17 protein-coding genes are annotated in these 26732 nt (G+C 45.7%); 7 read left to right on the top strand and 10 right to left on the bottom strand.

The window, feature by feature from the left end:
* Nucleotides 1-40 precede the first annotated feature (40 nt).
* Nucleotides 41-2014, top strand: a complete 1974-nt coding sequence (locus tag ACO08K_RS27550; RefSeq protein WP_421799714.1) for a tetratricopeptide repeat-containing sensor histidine kinase — start codon at nucleotides 41-43, stop codon at nucleotides 2012-2014.
* Between the two features lie 26 nt (nucleotides 2015-2040).
* Complete coding sequence (locus tag ACO08K_RS27545) at nucleotides 2041-2664, top strand: response regulator (protein WP_421799713.1); 624 nt, start codon at nucleotides 2041-2043, stop codon at nucleotides 2662-2664.
* A gap of 7 nt (nucleotides 2665-2671) precedes the next feature.
* Here ACO08K_RS27545 and ACO08K_RS27540 read toward each other — a convergent pair whose 3' ends face one another.
* On the bottom strand, nucleotides 2672-3538 hold the full coding sequence (locus ACO08K_RS27540; protein ID WP_421799712.1) for an alpha/beta hydrolase: 867 nt from the start codon (nucleotides 3536-3538) through the stop codon (nucleotides 2672-2674).
* A gap of 83 nt (nucleotides 3539-3621) precedes the next feature.
* Here ACO08K_RS27540 and ACO08K_RS27535 point away from each other — a divergent pair, with 83 nt between their 5' ends.
* Nucleotides 3622-3912, top strand: a complete 291-nt coding sequence (locus ACO08K_RS27535; RefSeq protein ID WP_421799711.1) for a DUF721 domain-containing protein — start codon at nucleotides 3622-3624, stop codon at nucleotides 3910-3912.
* A 74-nt stretch (nucleotides 3913-3986) separates the two neighbouring features.
* Here ACO08K_RS27535 and ACO08K_RS27530 read toward each other — a convergent pair whose 3' ends face one another.
* The 4 genes from ACO08K_RS27530 to ACO08K_RS27515 form a co-directional block, all read right to left on the bottom strand.
* Nucleotides 3987-6035 carry an alkyl/aryl-sulfatase gene (locus ACO08K_RS27530; protein ID WP_421799710.1) on the bottom strand — a complete coding sequence of 683 codons (2049 nt, stop codon included), beginning with the start codon at nucleotides 6033-6035 and terminating at the stop codon, nucleotides 3987-3989.
* Between the two features lie 112 nt (nucleotides 6036-6147).
* Complete coding sequence (locus ACO08K_RS27525; RefSeq protein ID WP_421799709.1) at nucleotides 6148-6684, bottom strand: RNA methyltransferase; 537 nt, start codon at nucleotides 6682-6684, stop codon at nucleotides 6148-6150.
* 6 nt (nucleotides 6685-6690) lie between these two features.
* Nucleotides 6691-8124 carry a hypothetical protein gene (locus tag ACO08K_RS27520; RefSeq protein ID WP_421799708.1) on the bottom strand — a complete coding sequence of 478 codons (1434 nt, stop codon included), beginning with the start codon at nucleotides 8122-8124 and terminating at the stop codon, nucleotides 6691-6693.
* Nucleotides 8093-9742, bottom strand: coding sequence for a CTP synthase (locus ACO08K_RS27515; RefSeq protein ID WP_421800583.1), 1650 nt, complete (start codon nucleotides 9740-9742; stop codon nucleotides 8093-8095). The genes ACO08K_RS27520 and ACO08K_RS27515 overlap by 32 nt, the downstream gene beginning before the upstream one ends.
* Nucleotides 9743-10101: 359 nt before the next feature.
* Here ACO08K_RS27515 and ACO08K_RS27510 point away from each other — a divergent pair, with 359 nt between their 5' ends.
* Complete coding sequence (locus ACO08K_RS27510; protein WP_421799707.1) at nucleotides 10102-12918, top strand: TonB-dependent receptor domain-containing protein; 2817 nt, start codon at nucleotides 10102-10104, stop codon at nucleotides 12916-12918.
* 180 nt (nucleotides 12919-13098) lie between these two features.
* Nucleotides 13099-16434 carry a T9SS type A sorting domain-containing protein gene (locus tag ACO08K_RS27505; RefSeq protein ID WP_421799706.1) on the top strand — a complete coding sequence of 1112 codons (3336 nt, stop codon included), beginning with the start codon at nucleotides 13099-13101 and terminating at the stop codon, nucleotides 16432-16434.
* A 94-nt stretch (nucleotides 16435-16528) separates the two neighbouring features.
* Here the strand turns inward: ACO08K_RS27505 and ACO08K_RS27500 are convergent, their stop codons facing one another.
* The 5 genes from ACO08K_RS27500 to ACO08K_RS27480 form a co-directional block, all read right to left on the bottom strand.
* Nucleotides 16529-17515, bottom strand: coding sequence for an aldo/keto reductase (locus tag ACO08K_RS27500; protein ID WP_421799705.1), 987 nt, complete (start codon nucleotides 17513-17515; stop codon nucleotides 16529-16531).
* 254 nt (nucleotides 17516-17769) lie between these two features.
* Nucleotides 17770-18669 (bottom strand): helix-turn-helix domain-containing protein, encoded by a 900-nt coding sequence (locus ACO08K_RS27495; protein ID WP_421799704.1) that lies wholly within the window; start codon nucleotides 18667-18669, stop codon nucleotides 17770-17772.
* 44 nt (nucleotides 18670-18713) lie between these two features.
* Nucleotides 18714-19511 (bottom strand): hypothetical protein, encoded by a 798-nt coding sequence (locus tag ACO08K_RS27490; protein ID WP_421799703.1) that lies wholly within the window; start codon nucleotides 19509-19511, stop codon nucleotides 18714-18716.
* 106 nt (nucleotides 19512-19617) lie between these two features.
* Nucleotides 19618-21348: a dynamin family protein gene (locus ACO08K_RS27485; RefSeq protein WP_421799702.1), complete on the bottom strand. Its 1731-nt coding sequence runs from the start codon at nucleotides 21346-21348 to the stop codon at nucleotides 19618-19620.
* Nucleotides 21349-21445: 97 nt separating this feature from the next.
* Entirely contained in the window at nucleotides 21446-22513 is a 1068-nt protein-coding gene (locus ACO08K_RS27480; RefSeq protein ID WP_421799701.1) for a 3-oxoacyl-ACP synthase III family protein, read from the bottom strand.
* 211 nt (nucleotides 22514-22724) lie between these two features.
* On the opposite strand from ACO08K_RS27480, the gene ACO08K_RS27475 reads away from it, so the two are divergent.
* Nucleotides 22725-23360 carry a response regulator gene (locus ACO08K_RS27475; protein ID WP_421799700.1) on the top strand — a complete coding sequence of 212 codons (636 nt, stop codon included), beginning with the start codon at nucleotides 22725-22727 and terminating at the stop codon, nucleotides 23358-23360.
* A 98-nt stretch (nucleotides 23361-23458) separates the two neighbouring features.
* Complete coding sequence (locus ACO08K_RS27470) at nucleotides 23459-26596, top strand: ligand-binding sensor domain-containing protein (protein ID WP_421799699.1); 3138 nt, start codon at nucleotides 23459-23461, stop codon at nucleotides 26594-26596.
* Nucleotides 26597-26732: the final 136 nt, after the last annotated feature.

Below are 26732 nucleotides of genomic sequence, written 5' to 3'. Positions count from 1 at the left end.
GCTCACCAAGTCGTCCCCTTTTCATTCCAAGCAACACCGAATGAACCCACGATTGATCCTTGTTTTAGCAGCACTTATCCTTGGGCTAGCTCAGCCTCTTCACGCGCAGCTCTGGCGGCAACGCGATAGCCTTTTGCGCATTTCCCGTCAGCATCAATTGGATACTACGGGCATGCTAGCTCTCATGGATGCTGGTAAACTGTACCTGGAATACCGCGCCGACTCTGCTGAATACTTCATCCGCAAAGCCCTTGACAAAGCCAATACCCTGCAATTTGGTTCCGGTATTGCTCGGGCTGAAATCAACCTGGGTTATGCCCTGATAAACCAGGCGAAATACGATCAGGCATACGAACACACGCAGAAGGGGTTAAGCTGGGCGAAAAAAGAAGGCGCGATCAAATTACAAGTAGCAGCCCTGGTAAACACAGCGAATATATGGTTGTATCGGGGCAGCAATTTCAAAGTCATTGAGGCTTATGAACAAGCCCTCGAACTGGTGCATCAACATCCAGAGGTATTACCTCCCCATTATCCACTGGCCATTCAAAACAACCTGGCCATGGTTTACAATGGCATCTCTTTGTACCGGGAAGCACTGAAAGTTTTGAGACAAACGCTGAAAAAAGGGGAGGAGGGAGAAATTCCCAGTGTGGTGGTTCAATCCTTGCAACACCATGCTGAAGCCTACCGAGGACTACAAAAGCAGGACTCTGCGATCTGGTGTTACGAAAAACTGATCCCCATGTGTAAGAATTTGGGGGAGAATGTGGTACTGGCCGGAGCCTTATCTAATCTGGCGGACATTAAAATGCAGCAAGGGCAAATAGAATTGTCCAAACGCTATTATCAGGAAAGTTTGAATTTGACCCTGCAAACCCAGGATGGCATCAATCAGATGTATGCCTTACACGGCCTGGGCTTGGTGGCCTTGAACGAAGGTAAATGGAATGAAGCTGAAAACTACGTTAAATCTGCGCTGAAGCTGGGCATTGAACAAAAGGCAGGTGCGTATACCTTCGCCTTGTATCAAACCCTTTCTTACCTGGCTCTCGCTCGTGGTCAGATTGATCAATATCGGCAATATTTTTCCTTGTACAAATCAGGTCGTGATTCCGTACAAAACGAAAAACTCATCCGGGTACTCCAGGATTTGGAAACCAAATACGAGACGAAAGAAAAAGAATTGCGCATTGTCCAATTGACCCAAATGCAAGAGAATCAACGTCGATTGGCGCTCGGGGCCTTTATTTTTGCCATCCTGATTGGGATTGTAGGTTGGCTGGCTTGGCGCAACCAACACAACCGCAAAAAACTGGCCGAGCAAGCCCTGTTGTTGCAAGAACAAAAAATCAAAGAACTGGAACAAGAGAAACAATTGCTGGCGGCGGATGCCATGCTCAAAGGCCAGGAAGAAGAACGGCGGCGTTTGTCGCGCGATTTGCACGATGGTTTAGGTGGAATGTTATCGGGCATCAAGCAGTCGCTGGTGGTAATCAAAAGCAACCCGGAGATGTCCGAACAGAGCAGTAAATCTATTGGCCGCACCATCGAATCCATGGATCAATCCATCAACGAAATGCGGCGCCTGGCCCGCAACCTGATGCCTGAAGCACTCCTGAAGTTTGGATTAAAAGATGCGCTCCAGGACTTTTGCGATTACCTGAGCAACAGCACCCAAATGCAAATCCAGTACCAAACTTTTGGCATTGAGCAGCGCATACCCGAAGGGCAGGAGGTCATCGTGTTTCGGATTGTGCAGGAGTTATTGAACAATGTGGTCAAACACGCTAAAGCCAGTATGGTCTTGTTGCAATTGTTGCGCGACGGGCAGCGCTTCAGCCTCACGGTGGAGGACAATGGTGTAGGTATACCTGGCGACACGTTGGATAAAGCCCAGGGGATTGGTTGGACTAACATCCGCTCACGGGTAGATTACCTCAACGGGCAATTGGACATTCGTTCCAAACCCGGCCAAGGGACTTCCATCAATATTGATTTTGTGTTGAATTGATTTGTTAACCATTAAATACAGATCCAATGATTAAGGTTTTTATCGTTGATGATCATCCCATGGTGGTGGCGGGCATCAAAGGTTTGTTGCAGGGTGAGGAAAATTACCCGGTGGTGGGCAGCGCCAACTTCGCCTTGGAGGCTCTGGAAATGTTTCGGCAAGCTTTACCAGATGTTGTTTTACTCGACATCAATTTGCCTGATTTGAATGGCATCGAATTGTGTGAACGAATCAAAAAAGAATTCCCAGCCGTTAAAGTTTTGGGCATCAGCACCTTCAAAGAGCGCAGCTACATCACCCGTTTGATGGAAAAAGGAGCCTCGGGGTATGTTTTGAAAAATGTAGACAAAGAAGAGCTTATCGAAGCCATTCGGCAAGTGGCCGGAGGCCGCATGTACTTCAGCATGGAGGCGGCAACGGCCATCACTACCCAAGGATCATTGTCCCAGGTGCCCATCTTGACCAGCCGGGAAAAGGAGATTTTGGTATTGATTTCCGAGGGTTTGACCAACAAGGAAATTGCAGATCAATTGTACATCAGCCCTTTGACCGTAGACAGCCATCGAAAAAATCTGCTGGCTAAATTCACGGTAAAAAATACCGCAGCGCTGGTTAAGTTGGGAATCGAGCATGGCTTGATCGCCCTTTAAACTAGTACTAACGCATCAACCAGGTGAATGCTCCCGCAAATTCACTGGCCCAAAAAGCTTCATTGTGCTTGCCGTCTTTGGGGATGGCAGTGTACAGGCGGCGTTTGTTAAAACCGGCCTCTTTGAGCACCTTGGCCATCCGTTGCATGGGCTCAACCATTTCGACCTGGCCTTCCAAAGCGCCCGTAAACAAGTAAATTTTGAGTTTTTTAGCCAGCGGACCCTTCTTTTTAGCCAGCTCAAAAGCCGCTTCGGAATGCCAAAAGGAAGGTGAAAAAACGCCTGCGCGACCAAAGACCTGTGGGTACTCCAAAGCAGCATAAAAAGCAATCAAGCCCCCCATCGAAGACCCAATTACGGCAGTAGATTCTGGTCCTTTGAGGGTGCGGAAGTGCTGATCGACGTAGGGTTTGAGGGTTTCAACCATAAATTTGGTATACGCCACTCCTTCACCCTTGCCGAAACGCGGGTGGTCCCAGGGTGCGTATTCGGTCATGCGTTTTTCGGCACCATTGTCGATGCCGATGACGATGCAACTGCGTTTGAGGGTGCTATCCAGGTGGTTAAGGGTTTCGTCGATGCGCCATTCTCCGGCAAAACTGGTTTTGGCATCAAACAAATTTTGCCCGTCCTGCATGTACAAAACCGGATAGCGCTTTTGGCTTTTGTCGTAATCCAAAGGCAAATACACCCAGATGCGGCGTTTGCGCTTGAGCTGGGGTATCTCAAAATCTGTTGCCATAATTTTTACATTCGGGGCAGCAGTGCTTTCCTGAAAGTGGTGGGGTATGGACAAACTTTGGGCAAAAGCCTTTTTGTTACGCATGCTGAGGCTGCTTATGGTGCTTAAAATGATGAGTAAAAGGGTGTTCATTGCGGTGGTCGGGTTGGTGTAGGATGGTGCAAAGATACAAACATCGGCTTGACCAAAACACAAAAAACTTCTACCTTCGCCTCATGGCCAAATACGATGAAAAATCCCTGAAGGATGTACTCCTGGAGATGGTTAACCAGTACCGCCTCAAACAAGGCATCAGCGAGTCCCAGATCAAGGCTGCCTGGGCGCGTTTGATGGGGCCATCCATTGCCCAGCATACTACCCAGATTCGGGTTATCCGTAAAAAAATGTACCTGATGATCGATTCCCCTTCCTTACGGCAAGAGTTGTTTTATGGACGGGAAAAAATCCGCAAGATGATCAATCAGGATTTGGGAGAGGAATATTTGGAGGAGGTGTTTGTGAAATAGGGCACCAAGATTGGTGTTGAGGGTGCTCCATGAACAGCCTCAACACCAGGATTAATGTAGCTTTAGACAAGCGCTTACGGCTCCACAATATTGAACCAGAACGGAAAGGAATCCAGCGCCAGCAATAACTCCGTCCAATCCAAACGATCCTTTGCGCTACCACACAGCGTAGCTTTCTGAGCTATTATTGCTTTATCGAAAGATTCCACTGCTCCTTTTCCTCCTTTGATCATTATGTCGTTCATCACACTACGGGTAAGGGTAACAATCGGGTATTTTGACCCGCCAAACACCGTGGGATAAGCCCGCAATACCGAGTTTTCGACTTTTAACAAACAGATCGTACTGGATCCATCCTTTTCCTCCATAATCAGGTTAAAGGTGAACTCTTTTCCTTCTACTTTTAAACCATTCAAGTGGATCGCCAAATATTGGAAGTACTCTGAAGCATCCATGTTATCCAGGTCGTCCCGATTGGGTTCAGGGTTGTTCTTTTGGGCAAAAAGGCGTAGCCTGGCGGTATCCCTAAGCTCACGCGCACCAGTAAGGTAGAAATTGCGCCAGGGGCCTGACTCCGCTTGATACCCCATTTGTTCGTAGGCATCGGCCAACAAATGCCGGGCGGGCATATTATTCGGTTCGGCAAACACCAGATGATTCAAAACCATGCCTACCCAACGAAACTCTCCCGTGTCGTAAGAGGCCTTGGCCATTTTTAGCACTTTCTCTGGCCCGCCCATAAACTGGACATATTTTTTCCCCGCTTCGGTGGGGGGCAAGGAGTGGAGGTTGGCGGGATTGCCATCAAACCAGCCAATGTACCGCTGATAAGTTGCTTTCACATTGTGGTTGAGGGTGCCGTAATACCCCCGGTTGGGAAACAACTGGCTCAGGGTGTTGGGCAATTTAACCTGTTCCCCAATTTCGATCATGGTGTATCCCTGGTTGGTCATGCGGAGGGTTTGGTCGTTGATGTATTTGTACAAATCCCGTTGTTTTTTTAATAAATTGACTACTACTTTGTTGCCCCAGGTTGGCCAGTGGTGGCTGGCAAAAATCACGTCTACCTCATTTCCATATCTGATCAAGGCCTGATCGATGTATTGGCTCCAGGCCAGCGGATCACGCACCATGGTGCCCCGCAGGGAATAAGTATTGTGCATGGTTTGAGTCACTTCTTCGGCTGAACAAAAAGCCTTAAAATCCGGGAAATAGAACATCATTTCAGTGGGCGCTTCGGTATTGGGGCTATTCCAGATGTGCACCCGAACCCCGTCGATTGGGGTGTCGTAGGGTTTTTCAATCGTGGCGTTGATCGAAACAGTGGGTACCGCAATGCTGCTATGGCCTGCGGACGTGGTTTTGCCCAATCCAGCCCCAACCTGGCTGCGCACATCGTGCTCCAGGATAGTATTGCCGTACATGTAACTGGCGCGTCGCCCCATGGCAGTACCCGCCATGATGTTTTCATTGAAGGCATGTTCTAAAAATCCTTCTGGGGCATAAATGGGAATTTTGTCAATGTCACTGGGTTCTATTATACCCAACACTCCACCATAATGGTCGATGTGGCTATGGGTGAAAATGATGGCACTCACTTGGAAATTGCGATCCAGGTGTTTTTTTGCTAAATCAATCCCTGCCTTGGCGGTTTCGACGGTGACCAAAGGGTCCATCACAATCCAGCCCGTTTTACCTTTGATGAGGCTCATCACCGAGAGGTCAAAACCTCGGATTTGGTAGATGTGATCGGGTACTACCGCGTACAAACCCGCAAAGTTGTTCAGTTGCTCCTGGCGCATCAAACTTGGATTCAATTCAGGTGGACAGGTTTCAGGAGTGTATTTGTTTAAAAAATCGTAACGCGACATGTCCCAAACCACGTTCCCATCTTTGTCTTTAATCACCCCTGGCAGCGGGGCAATCAGGTAGCGTTTGGCGTTGACATAATCGAGGGTGTCGTTGAAATTGAGCTCTTTCAAGATTTTTTTGTTGGCCTCGATGGTGGCAGGGGTTGCGGGTTTGGGAATGAGGTTGTTCACAAGGTTCTTGTTCTGTGCCCCGGCGAAAATACCGAACAACAGAAAAAGCACAATCATACAGTGTGTTATTCTACTTTGCATTGGAACTTATTTTGATTTATGCAAAAATAGAATCAGGTGAAAACAAAATTATGCGCAAAAATACCTGTTTTGTAATATGCGTATTTGTACGGGTGATCGGATAATATGTAGTTTAAACCCGCAGCTTAACAAAAAGATCCCAGGCCACAATTCCCACGCAGACCGAGATGTTTAAGGAATGTTTGGTGCCAAATTGTGGGATTTCCAGCGCTCCATCCACAATGTCCATCACTTCATCAGCCACTCCGGTAACTTCATTACCAAACACCACGGCGATTTTGCTGTTTTTGTTGGGGTGAAACTGCTCCAAGGAAGTACTGTTTTCGGCTTGTTCTACGGCCCAAACTTGCCAACCTTCGGTTTTCAACTTTTGCACGGCCTCGGTTGGATCTTCCACGTATTCCCAATCTACGGAATCAGTGGCACCAATGGCGGTTTTGAGGATTTCCTTGTGGGGTGGCTGGGCCGTTATGCCACAGAGGTAGATTTTTTGCAAGGCAAAGCCATCCGCAGTCCGAAAGGCTGAGCCAACATTGAGTGCGGAGCGGACATTATCAAGTACCAAAATCAGGGGCGTCTTTTCCTGGGTTTTGTAGGCTTCAACGCTGCTGCGTTCCAATTCCAGGATGTTTTTTTTGCGAAAAGCCATTGTTGCTTATGGTTTTTTAAATAAAATAGTCTTCAAACCTGCTTTTTTCAAAGTCAAAACCGGAGTCCATTTTTCAAAAAGCAATTTCCGGTCTTCATCCGAAAAATCATTCATCACACTGGAGAAATAGACATATTCATTTTGGGACAAATTTAAGGGGCTAAAACCATCCTGTCTGCCATTTAGATCTCGCCAATGCAAAGGCCCAATTTCCGGGAAGGTCGCCCCTACCTTATCCAATGGGATGTCATGCTGATCTAAATACTCGATCACTTCCTTTCGCAAAGCAAAATGTGGCCAATGCGCAGGTGTACTATCCCAACCTTGAGCGATTCCTGGAGGGTATATCCAAAAATTTCCACTAGCCAGGCCAAATAGGACAAGCCCAAGGATAATCGATTTGGTTTTGCTTTTGACTTGACTTTGTTCCAGCAATGAGCAAAAGAACAGGTGTAAAGCCAGGTAAAAAGGCAACAAATACCGGTGCGCACTCACCCCCTGGAACAACAAAAAATGCGGGACCTGAATGAGCGAAGTGATCAAAACCAGGGGAAAAAAGGTGTTTGATTTTAAAGTCTTTAATTGTTTGAAAGCCAAACCTAGAATTGCCAAAACCAAAAACACTCGCCCGTAATCGGCAATTCGCCAAGCCAATACCACTCCATTTTTTAGCATTCCTTTAAATCCAACTACCGTAAAACTCTCCCGCCAGGGGGAATCGGAATGGAACCCAACCCAGGATTTTGCCCAGGCATGGTACCCTAAAAAAGCCAGAGCCAATAAGCCTGCCGGGATAAAAGGAAGTGTGCTGCGCAACCAATGACCAAGTCTACGCCAGCCCCCATCTTGACCATTTACCACCTGAAAAAGATAAAGTGCCAATACTGCCATCATGCCACGCAAACTAATGATGGCCAAAACAATGGAACAAAACAATAATAAGCCAGAGCGTTTTTCCAGAACCCCCACCAAACCCCAAATGAAAAAGGCAAATAAGGCTACATCAGGACTGACCAGTGAGATTTGACCCAGAAATACCGAATCGATGCCAACCAGCAAGGGAAATACCCAAATTAAATAACTATCAAAATTTTTACTCAGTCGAAATAATCCCAACAATGTTAAAATGACAAAAGGGAAGACTGCCAAATGACTCACCAGCAGCGATTGTCCAAAGCCCTGCCAGCAAAGCGCCAGGTACATCCCGAAACCGCTTGGATGCCCACTGTCAATGACGTCAGGCAACAACAGGTATTTGAAATGCTGATCGTAATACCATTGGGCTTGACGGGAGGCCAATTGGATGGTATCCCAAAAAAAAGGATGGCGACAGGAGAGGAGCCATACAGCGATGGTGATAAAAACGGGAGCGATGCCTAAAAGAATCGCCCCCGTTCTAGACCATTCTTTAGGCTGGAGTAAGGACTTTACTTTTTTCATGCCCTTTTTGAAAAGCCATTGCGGCTTTGATGAACTGCACAAACAGCGGATGTGGGTTTTCAACCGTACTTTTTAATTCCGGGTGAAACTGTACCCCGACAAACCAGGGGTGGTCTTTTAACTCCACAATCTCAACCAGATTAGTGGTAGGATTGATGCCAGTGGCCAGCAAACCCGCTTGTTCTATGCGGTCTCGGTAGTCGTTGTTGTATTCGTAGCGGTGACGGTGGCGTTCGCTAATTTTGGTAGTTCCGTAGGCCTGTGCCGCTTTGGATTTGCGCTTAAGTTCACATTCAAAAGCCCCCAAGCGCATGGTTCCACCTTTATTGGTGATTTTTTTCTGTTCCTCCATCATGTTGATCACTGGATCTGGGCCGTTGGGGGAGACCTCAGTAGAGGCGGCGTGTTCCAGGCCCAATACATGTTGCGCAAATTCCACCACGGCACATTGCATGCCCAGGCAAATGCCAAAGAATGGAATGTTGTTTTCCCGCACGTATTTGATGGCAGCAATTTTGCCATTGATGCCCCTTTCACCAAAGCCTGGTGCAACGAGTACGCCATGCAAGCCAGCCAGTTTTTGCTCGATTTCGACAGGATCTCCTTCCAGTTGTTCAGAGTGAATCGGCACCACTCTTACCTTACATTCATTAGCTGCGCCAGCGTGTACGAAGGACTCGTGGATGGATTTATAGGCATCCTGTAACTCGTTGTATTTACCCACCAAGCCAATTCTGACCTCCGATTTTGGCTTTTTGAGCTTGCTCAAAAAACTCTTCCAACGCGTAAGGTCGGGCTCACGGCGGTCGGGCAGACGCAGTTTGGTCAATACCGTTGAGTCAAGTCGTTCTTCCAACATCAAGAGTGGAACATCGTAGATAGTATCGGCATCCATGGCTTCGATTACCGAGTTAACATCTACGTTACAGAACAGCGCCAATTTGCGCCGAATGTCCATGTTGATCGGGTGCTCGGTGCGGCAAACGAGGATATCTGGTTGGATTCCGGTATTGAGCAGTTCCTTTACCGAGTGTTGGGTCGGCTTGGTTTTGAGCTCCTTGGCTGCATTCAGATAAGGGATCAAAGTCAGGTGGATGACCAGACAATTGTCGGCACCCAGATCCCAACGCAGTTGCCGCAAGGATTCCAGGTAGGGTAGGGACTCGATGTCGCCAACCGTACCGCCCAGCTCGGTGATCACAATTTCGAACTGCCCGGTAGTGCCCAAAACCTGCATGCGCCGCTTGATCTCGTCGGTAATGTGTGGAACGACCTGTACAGTTTTACCGAGGTAACCACCTTGCCGTTCTCTTTCGATTACGGTTTGGTAAACCCGGCCAGTGGTCACGTTATTGGATTGCGAAGTTGGAACATTCAAAAAACGTTCGTAATGTCCTAAGTCCAGGTCGGTTTCTGCACCGTCGTCCGTTACGTAACACTCGCCGTGCTCATAAGGATTGAGGGTGCCGGGATCGACATTGATGTAAGGATCAAATTTTTGGATGGTTACTGAGAAGCCTCTGGCTTGAAGCAGCTTGGCCAACGAAGCTGAGATGATCCCCTTGCCTAAGGAAGAGGTTACACCGCCCGTAACAAAAATGTACTTGGTCATAATCAGTGAAAAATGAATAGCGAAAAGTGAAAAGCGAAAAGATTAGGCAAGATTTATAATCCTTGCTTTTCACTTTTCGCTTTTCACTTTTCACTTTGGTTGTTACGGGTCGTAAAGATACGACAATTCGCTTAAGGATAGTTAGCCTGTGGTGAAAATTACTTTACTACATGATATTAAGTAGCTGAAAGTCAGTGATAAAAAAAATGAGATTGGCCCAAGAGAGAGAGTTTTAAAAAAGTTAACACAGTAGCCGGATAATTTACCTAGAGTTTACACAAAGTTAAATCAAACTTAATTCCACTCTTAAGGCATGCCAGTTTTACTTGCCGTTACTTTGCACTCGAATTAAAGCACGCTTTTACATGAGATTCAGCTACAGTCTTTCTTTGTCAAAAATTGTTTTTTGCGCTATCCTCCTTTTAGGATTTCTCAGCAACCTCACCGCTCAAAATAAACCAGGAACCATCGCGGGAAAAATCATCGACAAAGCTTCGGGAGAAGCTTTGATCGGAGCTACAGTTATGGTTGAAGGTACAGATAACGGCACGGTTACCGATATCGAAGGAAATTTTACCCTGGAACTAAACCCCGGTACTTTTATTCTGGTATGCAGCTATGTATCCTACCAGAATGAAAAAGTACAGGTGGTTGCAAAATCGGGTGAGGTAACGAACCTGAATGTGACCATGCAAGAATCAGTCAGTGCGCTGGAAGAAGTGGTCGTAGTTGCTACAGTTGAAAAATCAAGCGCTTTGGCCTTGTTAACTGAACGTAAAAACTCACCTCAGGTTTCGGATGGGATTTCAGCCGATGCAATCCGCAAAACGCCTGACCGTACCACTTCGGATGTACTCAAGCGCGTAACGGGTGCCTCGATCCAGGATGGAAAATTTGCCATCATTCGGGGCATGAATGACCGCTATAATGCAGGTTACCTGGATGGCGCACTTCTGCCATCTACTGAAGCCGACCGCAAGGCCTTTGCATTCGATGTTGTTCCAGCTACCTTGCTGGACAATTTGCAGATTATCAAAGCAGGTACTCCTGATTTGGTTGGTGATTTTGGTGGGGGTGTCATCAAAATTAATACCAAATCAGTACCTACAAAACTCACCCAATCTATCTCGATTGGTGCTCAAACCCATTCTCTTACTACTTTCAAGGACTTCTTCCAGTTCAAACGGTACAGCGGGGAAGGTCTGAACTTCATCAGCAGCAAGCGCGACATCCCCAATTTCGATGAAAATGGACTGAGGTCGAGTGCCCTTTTTCCCAACAATGCCCAGAAACAGCAATTTGCTGGAATTTCCCAGAATTTTAATAATGATTGGTCCAATGAAACTCTTTCAGCAGCTCCTAACGGACGTTTTTCTTACTCATTGGGTTTTCCAATCAAATTCAGTAATACCCGTAAACTGGGGGTTATTTTTGCGCTTAACTACGCCAATACTCGCCGTTTTTCAGATGGGATCATCAACACTTTTGATGGCTCTGGTCAGGTATCAAATTTCAAAGATCAGATTTACCAGCAAAACATCAGCACTGGCGGCTTGTTGAACATTAATTACGTTGCGGGTAAAACACAGATTAACTTCCGCAACTTGTTAAATGTTAATCAGGACAACAACACGATTCGGCGTACTGGCGTGGGTAACATTTCTGACAATGTACTGGTGCGCAACTTTGCCAGCATCATTAATTACAATGGCCTGTCTAATTCCATTTTATCCTTCAAACGGGTATTTGGTGACAACGATTTCACCGTAAGCGCATCTGTCAATTATTCCAAGATTTCCAGAAATATTCCCGATTACCGAATCGTCAACTACTCCAATGTTGACCCTGCCTCCGAACCAGAAAATTACTACATTGCCCCTGGAGATTTTTTCAACACCAGTTCTGGCCGATTTTTCTCCAATTTGAGTGAAAATGTTAGTGGCGCTACTGTGGAATTGGCCAAGTCTTTAAAAGGTAAAACAAAAATCAAAACGGAGCTCAAATTGGGTGGTTTTATCCAAAATCGCAACCGCGAGTTTGAGAGCCGCAACTTTGTTTATAACGGTATATCTGCGTCAAATACTCAAAACCCAGCCATTGATTTAGGGCCAAGTGCGATTGCAGGTGACAAGTTGTACTTATTGGAGAAAACATCCAATGACCTGGCATACTACACCGGAAAGTCTAATCTTACTGCTGTTTATGGTATGGCTGACCAAAAGATTGCCGAAAAATTGCGGGCAGTGTACGGTTTGCGCTTCGAAAGTATTGATATTGATGTAACCAATCAAAAAGTGAATACAGATGTTGCCAAATTGGGGCAAAATGTGTGGTTACCTTCTGCTAACCTTTCTTACTCTTTGACTGAAAAAGCCAATATCCGTGCTGCTTATTACAGTTCAGTCAATCGTCCTGAATTCCGCGAGTTGGCACCGTTTGCATTCTATGTATTTGATCGCAATGCAGAGATCAAGGGTAACAAGGACTTGAAAATTGCTACATTGAACAACTACGACCTGCGTTTGGAAATTTATCCTTCGGGCAGTCAGGTTATATCGGTGGGTGGCTTTTATAAGTCCATTCAAAATCCTATCGAGTTGAGCATCGACATCACTCAACCTTTCACCACCTTTACTTATCAAAATGAAAAATCAGCCAATATTTATGGATTGGAATTTGAGGTAAGAAAGAACCTTGATTTTCTAGATGGCAAGGGTGATGGTGGTTTCTTTCACGATATGGTTTTCTTCTCCAATCTGGCTTTGATTAAATCCCAACTTACTTTCGAAGAAGGTTCAAATGCCAAACAAGGCCGTCCATTGCAGGGGCAATCACCTTATGTCATCAATGCTGGCTTGCAGTATGAAAACCAGGAAAATGGCTGGTTTGCCAGTGCAGTATTAAACCGCGTAGGTCGTCGGATCGCTTTTGTTGGAGTTGATCCACAGTTTGGAGATACCCGTCAGGATATTTACGAGCAACCTCGTACAGTTATTGATGTACAAGTAGGTAAGAATATTGGCAAATTGAATGCAAAACTTACCGCAGGGGACTTATTGCGCAAAAATTTGGTTTACTATCAAGATGTGGACAACAGCAAAGATTTCAACGAATCTGACCGCAGGATGTTCCAGTTCACCAATGGCAGTACCATTGCTTTAAACCTCAGCTATACGTTCTAATCTAGTAATTGGTAGTACAATAGCCAACTGGAGTCAAGTGTCTGAATTCCAGTTGGCTATTTTTGTTTCTGCACTATTTTTTTCCAAAATTCTGGTAAGGTTAACAAATTCGCAATACAAGATTAACGCTGGTTTAATCTTGCCGAACGAACTTTGACCCAAGTTTTAAATCCAATCATAATGAAGAAGAATCTACAAATTTTGTTGCTTGTGTTGGCTGCTTGCAGCACGTCATTTCTGGCAGCACAATCCAATTTTAAATTCGAACAAACCAGCTATGTTGGAGCTCTTTCTGGTGATCCATCAAAAGACTGGACGACTGGTTGGACCAACTGGGATCCCAAAACTACCGTTTACCCAAGCCCCACCGACACTACTACACTGAATGGTATGCTGACTAGCCTGCCTGTTCGTGGAGAATTGGTGGTTACCAATACTTTGACCCTGGATGCATCCAAGGTCTATTTGTTGAAAGGCTTTGTAGTGGTAAAGAGTGGTGGCAAACTGGTTATTCCTGCTGGCACGGTGATTCGTGCCCAGGCTGACTTGAATGCTAGCCCTAAAAACTACGCTTCTATCGTAATAGAACGTGGTGGACAAATCGAAGTGAATGGTACTGCTGCCGCACCTGTGGTGATTACTTCTGCAAAAGCTGCTGGAAGCCGTGATCGTGGTGACTGGGGCGGAATCGTTATATCCGGCAGAGCAGTGAACAACCAGGGAAACAACGTCCAGGTAGAAGGCTTTAATAATGTGGCTTTTGACAACCAATTGGCACTCCATGGTGGAACTGACAACAGTGATAACTCCGGTTTCCTGCGTTACCTGCGCCTGGAATTTGGCGGTTTGGCTTTTGAAATCAATCGTGAAATCAATGGTCTGACTTTTGGCTCGGTTGGTTCTGCTACTCAAGTGAGCAATATCCAAGTTTCTTTTTCAAACGACGATTCTTTTGAATGGTTTGGTGGAACAGTAAATAGCAAGTACCTAATCGCGTTCAAGACTACAGACGATGATTTTGATACTGATTTTGGATACAGTGGTTTGAACCAATTTGGTATTGCCATTCGTGATGCGGACTACTATGATGGCACTTATGCGGCTGCCTCTGGTTCTTCAACCTCAGAAGGATTCGAAAGTGACAATGAAGGTCAGGGTACTGCAAACGTTAGGCCTATCACTAGCGCCATTTTTTCCAATTATACCATGGTTGGGCCAGTTCCAGTTGGTTCTACTTATAGCGCATTGAGCACGGTTCAGAGAGCTGCTTTCCGCCGTGGTGCCCGAATCCGCCGCAACTCAGCCTTGCGCATTACCAACTCGATCTTCATGGGGTACCGCAACTTCTTGATGATCGACGGTGACAGCTGCGTACGCAACACCAACTTCCCCGCTGCTTTGGCATTGGTTACTCCAAGTACTCCAGTAGATCAAAAAAGCCACCAACTTTTCTTTGCCAATAACCTGATTGTCAACAGTGCGGCTGCTCAGGCTCCCGCAGATTCTACTTCTAATGGTTTGTTAGAAGTAGCCAGAAACTCAAAATCCGGATTGAAATTGGCGGCTTTGGATACCTGGTTAAAAGCATCCGGAAGCCTTGCCAACAACATCAATCCTGTTCCATTTACGGCTGGTACTTTATTGGTGAACCCCTTGGCTGCTTCTACAAGTCCTGATTTCAAGCCTGTAGATGGTTCTCCTGCTCTAATGGGGGCCAACTTTTTAGATAACCCGATTTTGAAGGATTTGACTTTAGTTACTCCGGTTGCACAAACTGCCTTCAAATTGGAGGAAACCGATTATGTTGGGGCACTTTCTGCTGATCCGGCAAAAGACTGGACAACTGGTTGGACCAACTGGAATCCGAAAACCACTGCTTACCCTGTTCCTACCGATACCACTACGCTGAATGGTATGCTGACTAGCCTGCCTGTTCGTGGAGAATTAGTGGTCACCAATACTTTGACCCTGGATGCATCCAAGGTGTATTTGTTGAAAGGCTTTGTCGTGGTTAAAAGTGGTGGCAAACTGGTTATTCCTGCAGGTACGGTGATTCGTGCTCAGGCTGACTTGAATGCTAGCCCTAAAAACTACGCATCTATCGTGGTAGAACGTGGAGGACAAATTGAAGTCAATGGTACTGCTGCTGCACCTGTAGTGATTACTTCTGCTAAAGCTGCAGGAAGCCGTGATCGTGGAGATTGGGGCGGAATTATTATTTCTGGTAAAGCTGTAAACAACCAAGGAACCAATGTTCAGGTTGAAGGATTTAACAACGTAGCTTTTGACAACCAATTGGCCTTCCATGGTGGCAATGACAACAACGACAATTCTGGAATTCTTCGTTACCTGCGCCTGGAATTTGGCGGTTTGGCTTTTGAAATCAACCGTGAGATCAATGGTTTGACTTTTGGTTCGGTTGGTTCTGCTACCCAAGTAAACAACATTCAGGTTTCTTTTTCAAACGACGATTCTTTTGAATGGTTTGGCGGAACGGTGAATAGCAAACGCCTGATTGCTTTTAAAGGCACGGACGATGACTTTGACACCGATTTTGGTTACAGCGGTTTGAACCAATTTGGTATTGCCATTCGTGATCTGGACAATTACGACGGTACTTATGCTGCTCCTTCCGGTTCTTCAACTTCTGAAGGTTTTGAAAGTGACAATGAAGGTCAAGGTACTGCAAACGTACGCCCTATCACCAGCGCGCTTTTTTCCAACTATACCATGGTTGGCCCAGTTGCCGTTGGCTCTACTTACAGCGCATTGAGTACGGTTCAGAGAGCTGCTTTCCGCCGTGGTGCACGGATCCGTCGCAACTCTGCATTGCGCATTACCAACTCGATCTTCATGGGTTACCGTAACTTTTTGATGATCGATGGTGATAGCGTGATCCGCAACACCAACTATGCACCGGCTTTGGCCTTGGTTACCCCAAGTACTCCGGTGGATCAAAAAACACACCAGACTTTCTTTACCAATAACTTGATCGTCAACACCGCCGCCGCTCAAGCCCCTGCGGATTCCACTTCTAATGGTTTGTTGGAAATTGCGAGAAATGCAAGAGCCAGCCAAAAACTGGCGGCGCTGAACAATTGGGTGCGTCAAACTGGTCCCCTGGCCAATAACATCGACCCTGTTGCTTTCACTACAGGTACGGTATTGATCAATCCATTGGCATCTTCTACCACTCCTGACTTCAAGCCAGTGACTGGTTCTCCTGCTTTGTCGGGTGCCAACTTTAAGGATAACCCTATTTTGAGTGCTTTGGTAACTTCATTGCGGGAGATCAATCGTGCAATTACTGCTGCTCACCCGGTTTATCCTAACCCTGTTTCAGCCAATAGTGACTTGTACTTTGGTCGTCAGGTTGAAGCTTATGGTATCTTTGACCTTAATGGCCGTTTGTTGCGTCATGGTTTCAAAGCCGACCGTGCTTCCTTAAACGGATTGGATGCAGGTATTTACATCATCAAGTTCAACGATAATGCTCAGCGTTTTATCGTGAAGTAATAACTTGAACTTGTTCCGAAAATGCGAAGGCGTTAAGTGGATTTCCCGCTTAACGCCTTTGTTGTTGAGTGACCAATTGATTTATTTCACCAGATCAAAGACCCGTTGAACGCTCCATTTGTTCCGTGTAGCGGGTGCCCACCACTTTGATTTGTGCTGAAGCAAGTTCCATTTCCTGCAGTTCTTCACCGCTTAGCTCAATTGCAGCAGCTCCATTGTTTTCGGTCAAACGATGAAGTTTGGTGGTGCCGGGAATGGGCACAATCCAGGGTTTTTGAGCCAGTACCCAGGCTAGGGCGATTTGAGCTGGAGTAGCGTTTCTTCTTGCGGCAAATAGCTGGATCAAATCCAGCAAAGCTTTATTGGCAACACGCGCTTCTTCGGTATAGCGCGGTAGAACGTTGCGGATGTCACCTTCGGCAAATTGGGTGTTTTCGTCAATTTTTCCCGTCAGGTAACCTTTACCCAATGGGCTATAAGCCACCAAACCTATACCCAGTTCCTCAATGGTTGGGATGATTTCCTTTTCGTGCTGACGAGTCCAAAGCGAGTATTCACTTTGTAATGCGGTAAGTGGTTGTACGGCATGGGCCCGGCGGATTGTCTGGGCGCCAGCCTCCGACATGCCGAAGTGTTTGACCTTACCTTCCTGGATCAGGTCTTTTACTGTTCCGGCAACATCCTCAATGGGAACATTGGGGTCAACCCGATGCTGATAGAACAGGTCCAGCACCTCCACCCGCAATCTTTTCAGAGAGGCTTCGGCTACCTGCCTGATGTTCTCGGGATGGCTATTGAGTCCAGCCATCCTTCCATCCTGGAATTTGAAGCCAAATTTGGTGGCAATGACCACCTGTCCTTTGAAGGGTTCGAGGGCTTCACCTACCAGTTCTTCGTTGGTGTAGGGCCCGTACACTTCGGCGGTGTCAAAAAAGGTGATGCCTTGCTCTACGGCGGCGCGAATCACCGCTATCATTTCTTTTTTATCGCCAGCAGGGCCATAACCAAAACTCATACCCATACAGCCCAGGCCGATGGCAGACACTTCCAAGCCCTTATTTCCAAGTTTGCGCTTATGCATGATTGATTTGTTTTAAAGAATGGCTTAAACATTTACAAAACGTAACTATTTAGCAGCCGCCTGCGGCGGGATTTTTCACCACGAAGACACTAAGACACAAAGACACAACATTTAAGCGCTTAATGTCTTTGTGCCTTAGTGTCTTCGTGGTATAAAATAAAAAAGCCGCCGCAGGCGGCTGCTAAATAGTTACTACAAAACTAAGAATGGCATTACCTGTGCACTAACGAAAAACAAAACAAAACTTACGAAAATCACGCATTCCTGAATTTGGTAGGACTTTGCTGAACGTGTTTTTTGAAGAAGTTATTAAAGTGGGTTACTTCCGTAAAACCCAGGGCGTAGGCGATCTCTCCCACGTTCCAGTTGCTGTGTTTGAGCAGGATTTTGGATTCCTGCAAAACCCGCTCGGCAATGAGTTGAGAGGTTGTTTTTTGCATACTTTCTTTAACAGCTTTGTTCAGGTGGTTGACGTGGATATTGAGTTGCCCAGCAAAATCGGAAGCCGAACGCAGCTGTATGTGTTGGTGGTTGTCGTCGATGGGGAATTGGCGTTCCAACAACTCCAGGAACAAGGTGGCAATGCGTTGGGAAGCGTTGATCTGTTGTTTGTCAAACACGGTGCTGGGCTGCAATTTCATGGCAAAATGCAGCAGCTCAAATACCAGATTGCGCAGCACGTCGTACTTGTGGATGTACTCCGAAGCAATCTCTTCGAACATGCGATCATAAACTGGCGCAATGCGGGCAGCCTGCTCATCGCTCAACTCGAAGATGTGGTTCCCGTTGGGTTGAAACACCTCGTATTGGTTCAAATTGCCAAATTGGTGGAAAAAATGGTGGTTGAAAATACAAAATGCCCCGCTGCGGATATTGTCCAAATGTTCCCACTTGTAGGGGATTTGGGGGTTGGAAAAAGACAAGGCCTGTTTTTGGACCTCCACCACTTTATCCGCATAATGGACCTTACTGTTGCCCACCACCAGCGTGATTTTGTAAAAATCGCGTCGCTTGTAGGGCACAGGTTTCGCATTATCGCCTGTGAAGGGTTCCAGGCGAAATACATTGAAATGCCCAATTTCATTGCGAATTTGTTCGGGCATCCAATTGAGCTTCCGTTGGTAAAAATCAGCAAGGCTTTCGGGTTTGTCCATGATGTTTTATTTGCAAATTTCAATCAATACCGAGATGATCAAATTTAAGGCCTGGTGTAACTACTTCCAAATGTATACCCCAAACTAAGGTTCCAGTTGAAATCTTTTCCAGCGATCTCCGTTTTCAGGGCCTTGTTCATCATCGTTGAAAGGGAGAATGGAAAGTTCTTCTTGGCCAGGGTCAAATTGGCTGCGGCGTAAAATCCATCTTTATCACCACTTTTCAGGTAAAAAACCTGTGGGTTCAAACGCATGAAGAGCTGCTTCGACAACTTAACGTTGGAAAAATTGGAACGTAAGGAAACAAAGTGCGTGTTTTTGGTCGCGTCTACTTCCGGACTGTGGCCATAGAGGTAAAAAGCGCCGATGCTGATGCTTTTATTCAGGGCATAATTCGGCGCCACTTCAAGCACAGGGAAAAAACGCTGGGTTTGAATGACATCCAATGCTACTCCGTTTTTGATCACGGGCACCGTTCTGAAATTGAGCGCAGGCAGGTGGGTGCCAATGGTGAGTTTGAACCGTTCCGCATTTATCAATTTATACCGCCAAATAAAGATGAAAGACCAAGGCCTTGCGCCCTCTAAATCAAAGCGGAATTCGGGTTCAAAACTGAATCTTTTTCCTCCATTGACATTGAAGTTCAAGATGGCAGCGGGTTTCCCCAAGGAGAACGAAGGAATAAAGGAAAAACCATTATTGGTTACACTGGCCGCCCCCATGAAGTTTAAAACATGTTTGGTACTGTCCTGGCTTTGCGCTGAGGCAAACTGAGCCATGCATAACATGGCCACTAACAATCCGATTTTTTGAATTGATGTAGTAGATTTGGACAAATTCATCCCTTTGTGATTTGATTATTTCAAGCACAAAGGACAGGCTTTGATCGGGCAACACCGAACGAATTTCAAACCAAAACTTACGAATTTCAAATAATCGCTCTTGCTGCTACATTGTTGATAGGAGGGTTTTGATTTCAACATCCAGGGTCCCAAATTGATTGCTGACCACCGCCTGTTCCTGATTGAGCAGGGCAAGTTGTTCTTTTTCCTTATCAAGCATCAGGTCAAAAGGGTCAAAATTGCTATCGATGCGTTCTTTGAGGCGTTTGATGTATTGTTTCAATTGAGCAGTTACGTCAACTTCGATTTTTTCACGGCCCTTAGTGATTTCATGCAAAAAGCCCTCAATGATTTTGCGGCGCTTTCCACTTGTGGCGAAGCCGGCGAAAAGGATACCAATTGTAGTGAGTACCCCACCCGTGATGTCAAAAACTGCCCCTTGGGTGATGGCTGCCAGGATCAAACCAATGACTGCGATTCCACTACCTGTGGCAAAGGAACCGGGCAGCGGGGTTTTATCTGGAAACAAACTTTGATCCGTAAAACTTTCGCTCTTTTTGATAAAGTCTTCAAATTTTTCCTGTAACTCCCGAAAGATGTTGTGCCTGCGTTCGGCAATGGCGCTGAATATCTCGTGGTCGTTTTGGAGCAAATTTTTGCTGGTATGGATTTTTAGGTCAATCAGCTTGGCCATTTGTTGCACATTATCGGCCAGATCGTTGATGCCATCGTGTAGTTTTTCCCTTAGTGTGGTATTCAGGCTTTGCTCCAGGTCCCTAGCCAGGGTTTCCAGCCATTCTTTCGCGGAAGTTTTTTTGGTAAAAATGGAGGAGATGGAACGACGGACCAGCGAAAAGAAAGACAAACCATCGCGCAACTCCTGCTCTTTGGCCTGAGTGGTGCGGTCATAACCAGCCAGGATATTTTCTACCAGTTGGTCAACTTGTTTGTAGGACTTTACTTCCTGGTTATCGAGGGTGTTTTTGATGTCTTTGCGGAACTCCATGTCTGCTTCCCACTGGCTTTGGCGCAAATCCAGGCCTTCCCGAATGCTGTCGTTGATGCGCAAGCAAGTGCTGACGCTATTGCCCAGCTTGAGCACAGGCGCTTTTCCCCCGGTAATGTTTTCCAGGATGTAATGGCGAACGGGGATGAAGCCACTATCGATTTTGTTGCCATCTTTTTCCAGCTTGGCCGAAGTAGCAAAAATGAGCGGATTGTTGATGCCCTGTTTTTCGGCGTAATCGTGTACTCCCTTAATGTTGACTTCCAGGTCTTCAGGAGACATCAGGTCTTTTTGTTGCAAAACAAAGATGATCTTTTTGCGCCAGTCTTCGTGGATGAACTTGAAAAAATCCCAGGCCGATTGGCGGTAAGGGTTTTTGGCTTCAAAAACAAAAACGATCAGGTCTGAGGCGGGTATGAAAGACTCGGTGATCTCCTGGTGGTGCTCCACGATGGTATTGGTGCCTGGTGTATCTACAATGGCTACTTCCTTGAGGATATCGACCGGGATCAGGATTTTTTTCAGGTAGGGATTGATGACGATGACCTCCTCTTTTTCGCCATACACGATTTGCTGAATGGTATCCGTCATCGGTTGAGGAGCCACCTTGGTGATCTCTCGTTCGGTTTGCAATAGGGCATTGATAAAGCTGCTTTTGCCCGCTTTTACTTCTCCCACGATTACAAACATGAAGGGGTCATTGATGCGGTTGCGCAGGTCGCTTACCGTTTTGGCCAAATCATTGTGGTTGATGCGAATGGTCAGTTCATGCAGGTCTTTTACGGCTTCATCGATCCGTGCCCGAAGGGCTATGGTACTTGGGTTAATCATGCGCTTGATTTGCTAATGGGCTAATGTGCTAGCTGCACAAATATAGTGGTAATTTTTGTAACAGTTGATGACATTACCCCATCAGCAGATTAGTCAATTACCAACGAATCAAAGCCGAGCCCCAGGTGAAGCCGCTACCAAAAGCTGCCAAACACACCAGGTCGCCATCTTTTACCTTACCTGCTTCCCATGCCTCGCACAGAGCGATGGGGATAGAAGCAGCAGTGGTGTTGCCGTAACGTTGGATGTTGTTCCACACCTGATCATCGCTCAAGCCAAGTTTGCCCTGCACAAATTGACTGATGCGCAGGTTGGCCTGATGGGGGATGAGCATATTGATGTCACTGGGTTTGAGTCCCGTTTTGGCCAGGGCTTCCATGATGACTTCAGGAAACTTCTGTACCGCCATTTTGAACACAAATTGCCCTTCCATCACTGGATAAGTATAGGCATTGTCGATCATGGTTTGATTGACAAAGACTTCACCAAATTCAACATCCGGGAAACCGAAGTCAGTCTCGATCGCCATCTTGTTGAAATGATAAGCACCGTGTGAACCTGGGCTAATGAGGGCCAGTTTTTCAGCATAAGTGCCATCGGAATGCAAATGGGTGGTGAGCACTCCTCTATTTTCTTCCTCAGTGGGTTGCAGGACAACTGCTCCTGCGCCATCTCCAAAAATAACCGTAACGTTGCGGCCACGGGTGGAATAATCCAGGCCCATGGAGTGCATTTCGGCACCTACCAGGAGTACATTTTTGTACATACCCGTTTTGACAAACTGATCAGCTACGGATAGGCCATATACAAATCCGGAGCATTGATTGCGAATGTCCAAAGCGCCAATTTCGGTTTTGGTAATGCCCAATTCTCTTTGTAGCAATACCCCACAGCCAGGGAAATAATAATCGGGGCTCAGGGTAGCAAAAATGATAAAGTCGATGTCTTCTTTCTGGATTCCAGCACGTTCAATGGCAATTTTGGCAGCATGAACGGCCATGGTTGTGGGGGTTTCTTCAAATTTTTTGCCGTAACGCCGCTCCTGAATACCTGTTCTCTCCTGAATCCATTCGTCCGTTGTATCCATGACTCGGGTCAGGTCTTGGTTGGTTACCACGTGTTCTGGGACATAATACCCAATTCCAGCAATTTTTGACTTTAACATACCCATGTGTATTTTCGAAAATAATGATTGTAAGTTTGAATATCACCTGAAAAAAAAGTTCAAATAGGACTTTTTTCCAAATTATCATTGGTAGAATAACAATGTTGCCTGCAAAGTTATCTTTTCGAAGAAGTTTTAGGCAGGTTTACAATTTTTTTTTACTTTTCTTTGTTTAAAATCGAATAATCACTAGTGAAACACATCAAATCTAATGGCCCGAATTCACCTAAGCATCATTGAAGATGAGGAAACAGTACGCGAAAGTTTAGCCGACTTTTTGGGCGCCCAAGCCGACTTCGAAATCCACTCCGTAGCTGAATCTGTTGAAGCCTTTTTGGCGCTTCAACAGAAAATTGCTCCGCAAATCCTCCTGCTAGACATCAACCTTCCCGGAATGTCTGGTTTGGAAGGTATCCATTTGATTCAAAAAAAACATGCCAATCTGGACATCATTATGCTGACCTCCTACGAAGAAGAGGAACATGTCTTCGAAGCCTTGCGCAGAGGAGCCGTGGGCTATTTGTCCAAAAGGTCACCTTTGTTGATGGTTCAGGAAGCCATCAATACGGTAGCTGCCGGAGGCTCATTTATGTCACCATCAATCGCCAGGCACGTAGTCAATTTTTTCCGCTTCCGGCAAAGGGTGAACAACCCGGATGTAGAATTGACGGAACGGCAAAAGGAAATTTTGCAAGGCTTGATGGATGGGAAGAGTTACAAAATGATAGCCGCTACTTGCGATATTACGCTGGAAACTGTTCGAGACCACATCAAAAAAATCTACAAAAAACTACAAATCAACAGTCGAGGTGAATTGGTTTCAATGATATTGGATAAACGTCTTTAATGACTTTGAACCAAATCAAAACTCAGTGAGTTAATATTATTTTTTCAAAAAAGTGAAAATTCAGCCTATTTTACGGCCTGAATTATCGTGGAAACTTCATGTTTAAATTTTATTGCCAACTACCTGTACAAAGATTCAGCCTCCTGATGTTCCTGTGTTTGAGCCTGACGCTCAATGCACAACAGGGAGATATTCCTTTTCGGTATTTTTCCTTGCGTGATGGGTTGGCTGATTGGACAATTACTTCTTTACAAAAAGATCCCTCTGGTTTGCTTTGGATTGGTACTGCACATGGTTTGCAACGCTTTGATGGCTATAAGTTTCTGACATTCAACACCAATCCCAATAATCGCTACTCCATATCTGACCATCATGTCCAGGCTATTCGCTTGTTACAAGACAGTTTGCTGTTGGTTGTCTATTTGCGCAACAATGAACTTTTCGATTTAATTGATTATAAAAATTTCCGTAGAAAAACCATTCTCCTTAAAAAAAGTGGGATTAGGTCCAATGAACAAGTGCAGGGTATTCGAGCAGATGAAGACGGAAACGTGTTGGTAATTACGCGTTACCAAACGGATACCCATAAAATGTATGCCTTGTATGAATTTGATATAGTACGGAATCGATTTATTCGAATTGTGGAAGTCAAGTCTGATTTTTCAGGTGAACCCAATGACCAATTGTTTGATGCCATCAAAGTGGGGAAAAACGCATGGATTTTTGGAAACAATAAAGATGGTGTTTTAAACCTGGTCTCCAGGCAAGGATTGATCAAGCAGTTTAAGCAGTTTGATTTTGAAGGAGCTACGCTACCCGCTAATGTGTTCAACGAACGAATTTCTATCCTGAAACGGGATCGCAGCGGCCAGGTATGGTTGGCTTTTGCCCGCAATCATTACCTATTTAAGTACAATTCACAGAAAAAAACCTTTAAAGCGGTGAATGGCCTGCCTGAAGATGGTGAATTTTCGCTGTGGTGGCAAGACAAAAAAGGGAATGTCCTCGTTTCCGAAACGGATGGTAATCTTAGGTTCCCGATCACGAAAAAATTGTATTGTATTCAGAAAAATGGACGGGTCGAAGATTTTAGCAAATTCACTAGTGTCAGCAAACAAATCATCGATGTGTACAGTGATGATTTTTATGGCACCCTCTTCTTTGGCGTTGATACCGGATTGAAAGTTTTTAAGAATAACCAGGGCATTGTTCAACAATACCTCCAAAAGAACATTGCCGAAGATGATTTTGGGCGGATTCTGCGGGGTATGGCCAGTGACCGACGCGGCAATATTTTTTTCGCAAATGAAAATAGCTTTTGGTACAGTCTGAACAAAAATGACTTGCAAAAAGGGATGGACACTTTGCGCATCATCGAGGAAAAAACAGACACAGTACTACGTTTTAATTGTTGCTTTGACCTGAAATACCAGGAACCCAACTACCTTTGGGGTATCGCATGTCAAGGAAGGGATAAAGGCCTCTTGATTCGTTACAACCTCAGTACAAAGAGGGCAACCATTTACCGTTACCCTGCTCGATTTCGGGTCTTTACAGTGGATGCTGATGGGCAATTCTGGTTGTTGACGGAATACCCCAATGGTGACTATAAATTGTTGATTTTTAATCGAGAAACCGCTGAATTTCGCCAGTTTGCGACCCAGGAAGATCCCGCTCCACTCAATAATATTTTTCCGTATTACATCACCAGCAGCAAAAACAACACCTTTTGGATCGCCACCAATAAAGGATTGTACAAAATTGTAGCTGGCAAGACCCTGAGGGATAACCATTTTGAAACTTATCTTGATCGCACTCAATTGGGCTCCCAATTGATTTACTGTGTATACGAAGATAAGCAGGGGATTTTATGGCTAGGCTCTTCCCAAGGCTTGATTCGGTTTGATCCTAAAACCCTGAAATCCAAGTATTACACACAAAAAGAAGGTCTGGCCAGCAATACCATCTCCGGCATTCTGGAGGATCATTTGGGCAATTTATGGATCAGTACCCATAACGGCTTGTCCTGTTTTGACAGAAAAGGAGGGACCTTTACCAATTTTTACGATCTGGACGGCTTTTCACACAGCTCCTTTACCCGCTATTCCTTCTTCAGAGACGAAGACAATATCCTGTACTTCGGCACCATCAACGGGGTAAATGCTTTTCGACCAGAACGACTATTGCGCAGAGATACCATACCTCAGGTTAGCCTCACCAGAGTAAGCAAATACAATTGGGTAGAAGATACTTTATCAAACATCACCCACGATTTACAACAACTGCGGTACCTGGAACTTCGTGCTTATGAACAAGACCTGGAACTAGAATTCACCCTTCCCGTGTACTGGAACGTGGATAAAATCAAATACCGCTATAAATTGGAAGGACTAGACCCTGATTGGGTAGACCTGGGAGGGCTCAATCAGATCAAGTACAATCAATTACCAGCTGGTCGATACCGCTTGCGCATCCAGGGTGCAGATCCCCGGGGAAATTGGTCCCAAAGTTTAGTCCTGGAGGTACGGGTCTTCACCTACGTTTATAAATATTGGTGGTTTTGGGCTTTACTCGCATTGGCACTGGGGGTGGGGGTGTATTACGCTTTGCGTTCCCGATTGGTGCACAAATTAAAAATCGAACGCCTGCGCACCAAAATCGCAGCGGACATTCACGATGAAGTGAGTGGGCTGCTGGCAGGAATTGCCATGCAGGCTGAAGTGTTGCAACACCTTGGCACCAATAGTGTTGATGCTGGTAAATTGAACAAAATTGCTGAAATTGCCCGCAAGGCCATGTCTCGCTTGCACGACGTGATCTGGTCTATCGATTCCCGCAAAGACCATATCGAAGACCTCTTGTTCCGGATGCAGGAGCATGCCAACGATGTGTTGAGCCCCCTGAATGTGCAATACCAGGTAACCCTAAAAAATTTGGACCTCAAAACGGGTATCCCCATTCAAATTCGCCAGGATTTGTACTACATTTTTAAAGAGGCCATCAACAATGTAGCCAAACACGCCAAAGCCAGTCAGGTCAATATCCGCCTCGGGCATCAAGGCCGCTTTTTTGAAATGGAGATAGCCAATGACGGTCCTATTCCGGAAATTACACCAAAGGCAAGTTCAGGCAATGGGCTCCAAAACATGAAAATGAGGGCACAGCGGATTGGGGCTGAAATTCGCTTCATCCAGGATGCAGAGTATCGGGTTGTTTTGCGAATGAGGCGACTTTGAAGAGATGCTTCGGTTGTGTATTTTGTAACCCTTCCTACAAAATACCGCTTAGAATTTGATCTTTTACATTATAACTGTAATTTTCGGGTTGTTACATTTGATTCAAATCTTTTCATCCATCAGATCAATGCCAATT

Source organism: Haliscomenobacter sp. (assembly GCF_965225875.1).
GTDB lineage: Bacteria > Bacteroidota > Bacteroidia > Chitinophagales > Saprospiraceae > Haliscomenobacter.
This window is presented reverse-complemented; position numbering and strand designations above follow the sequence as displayed.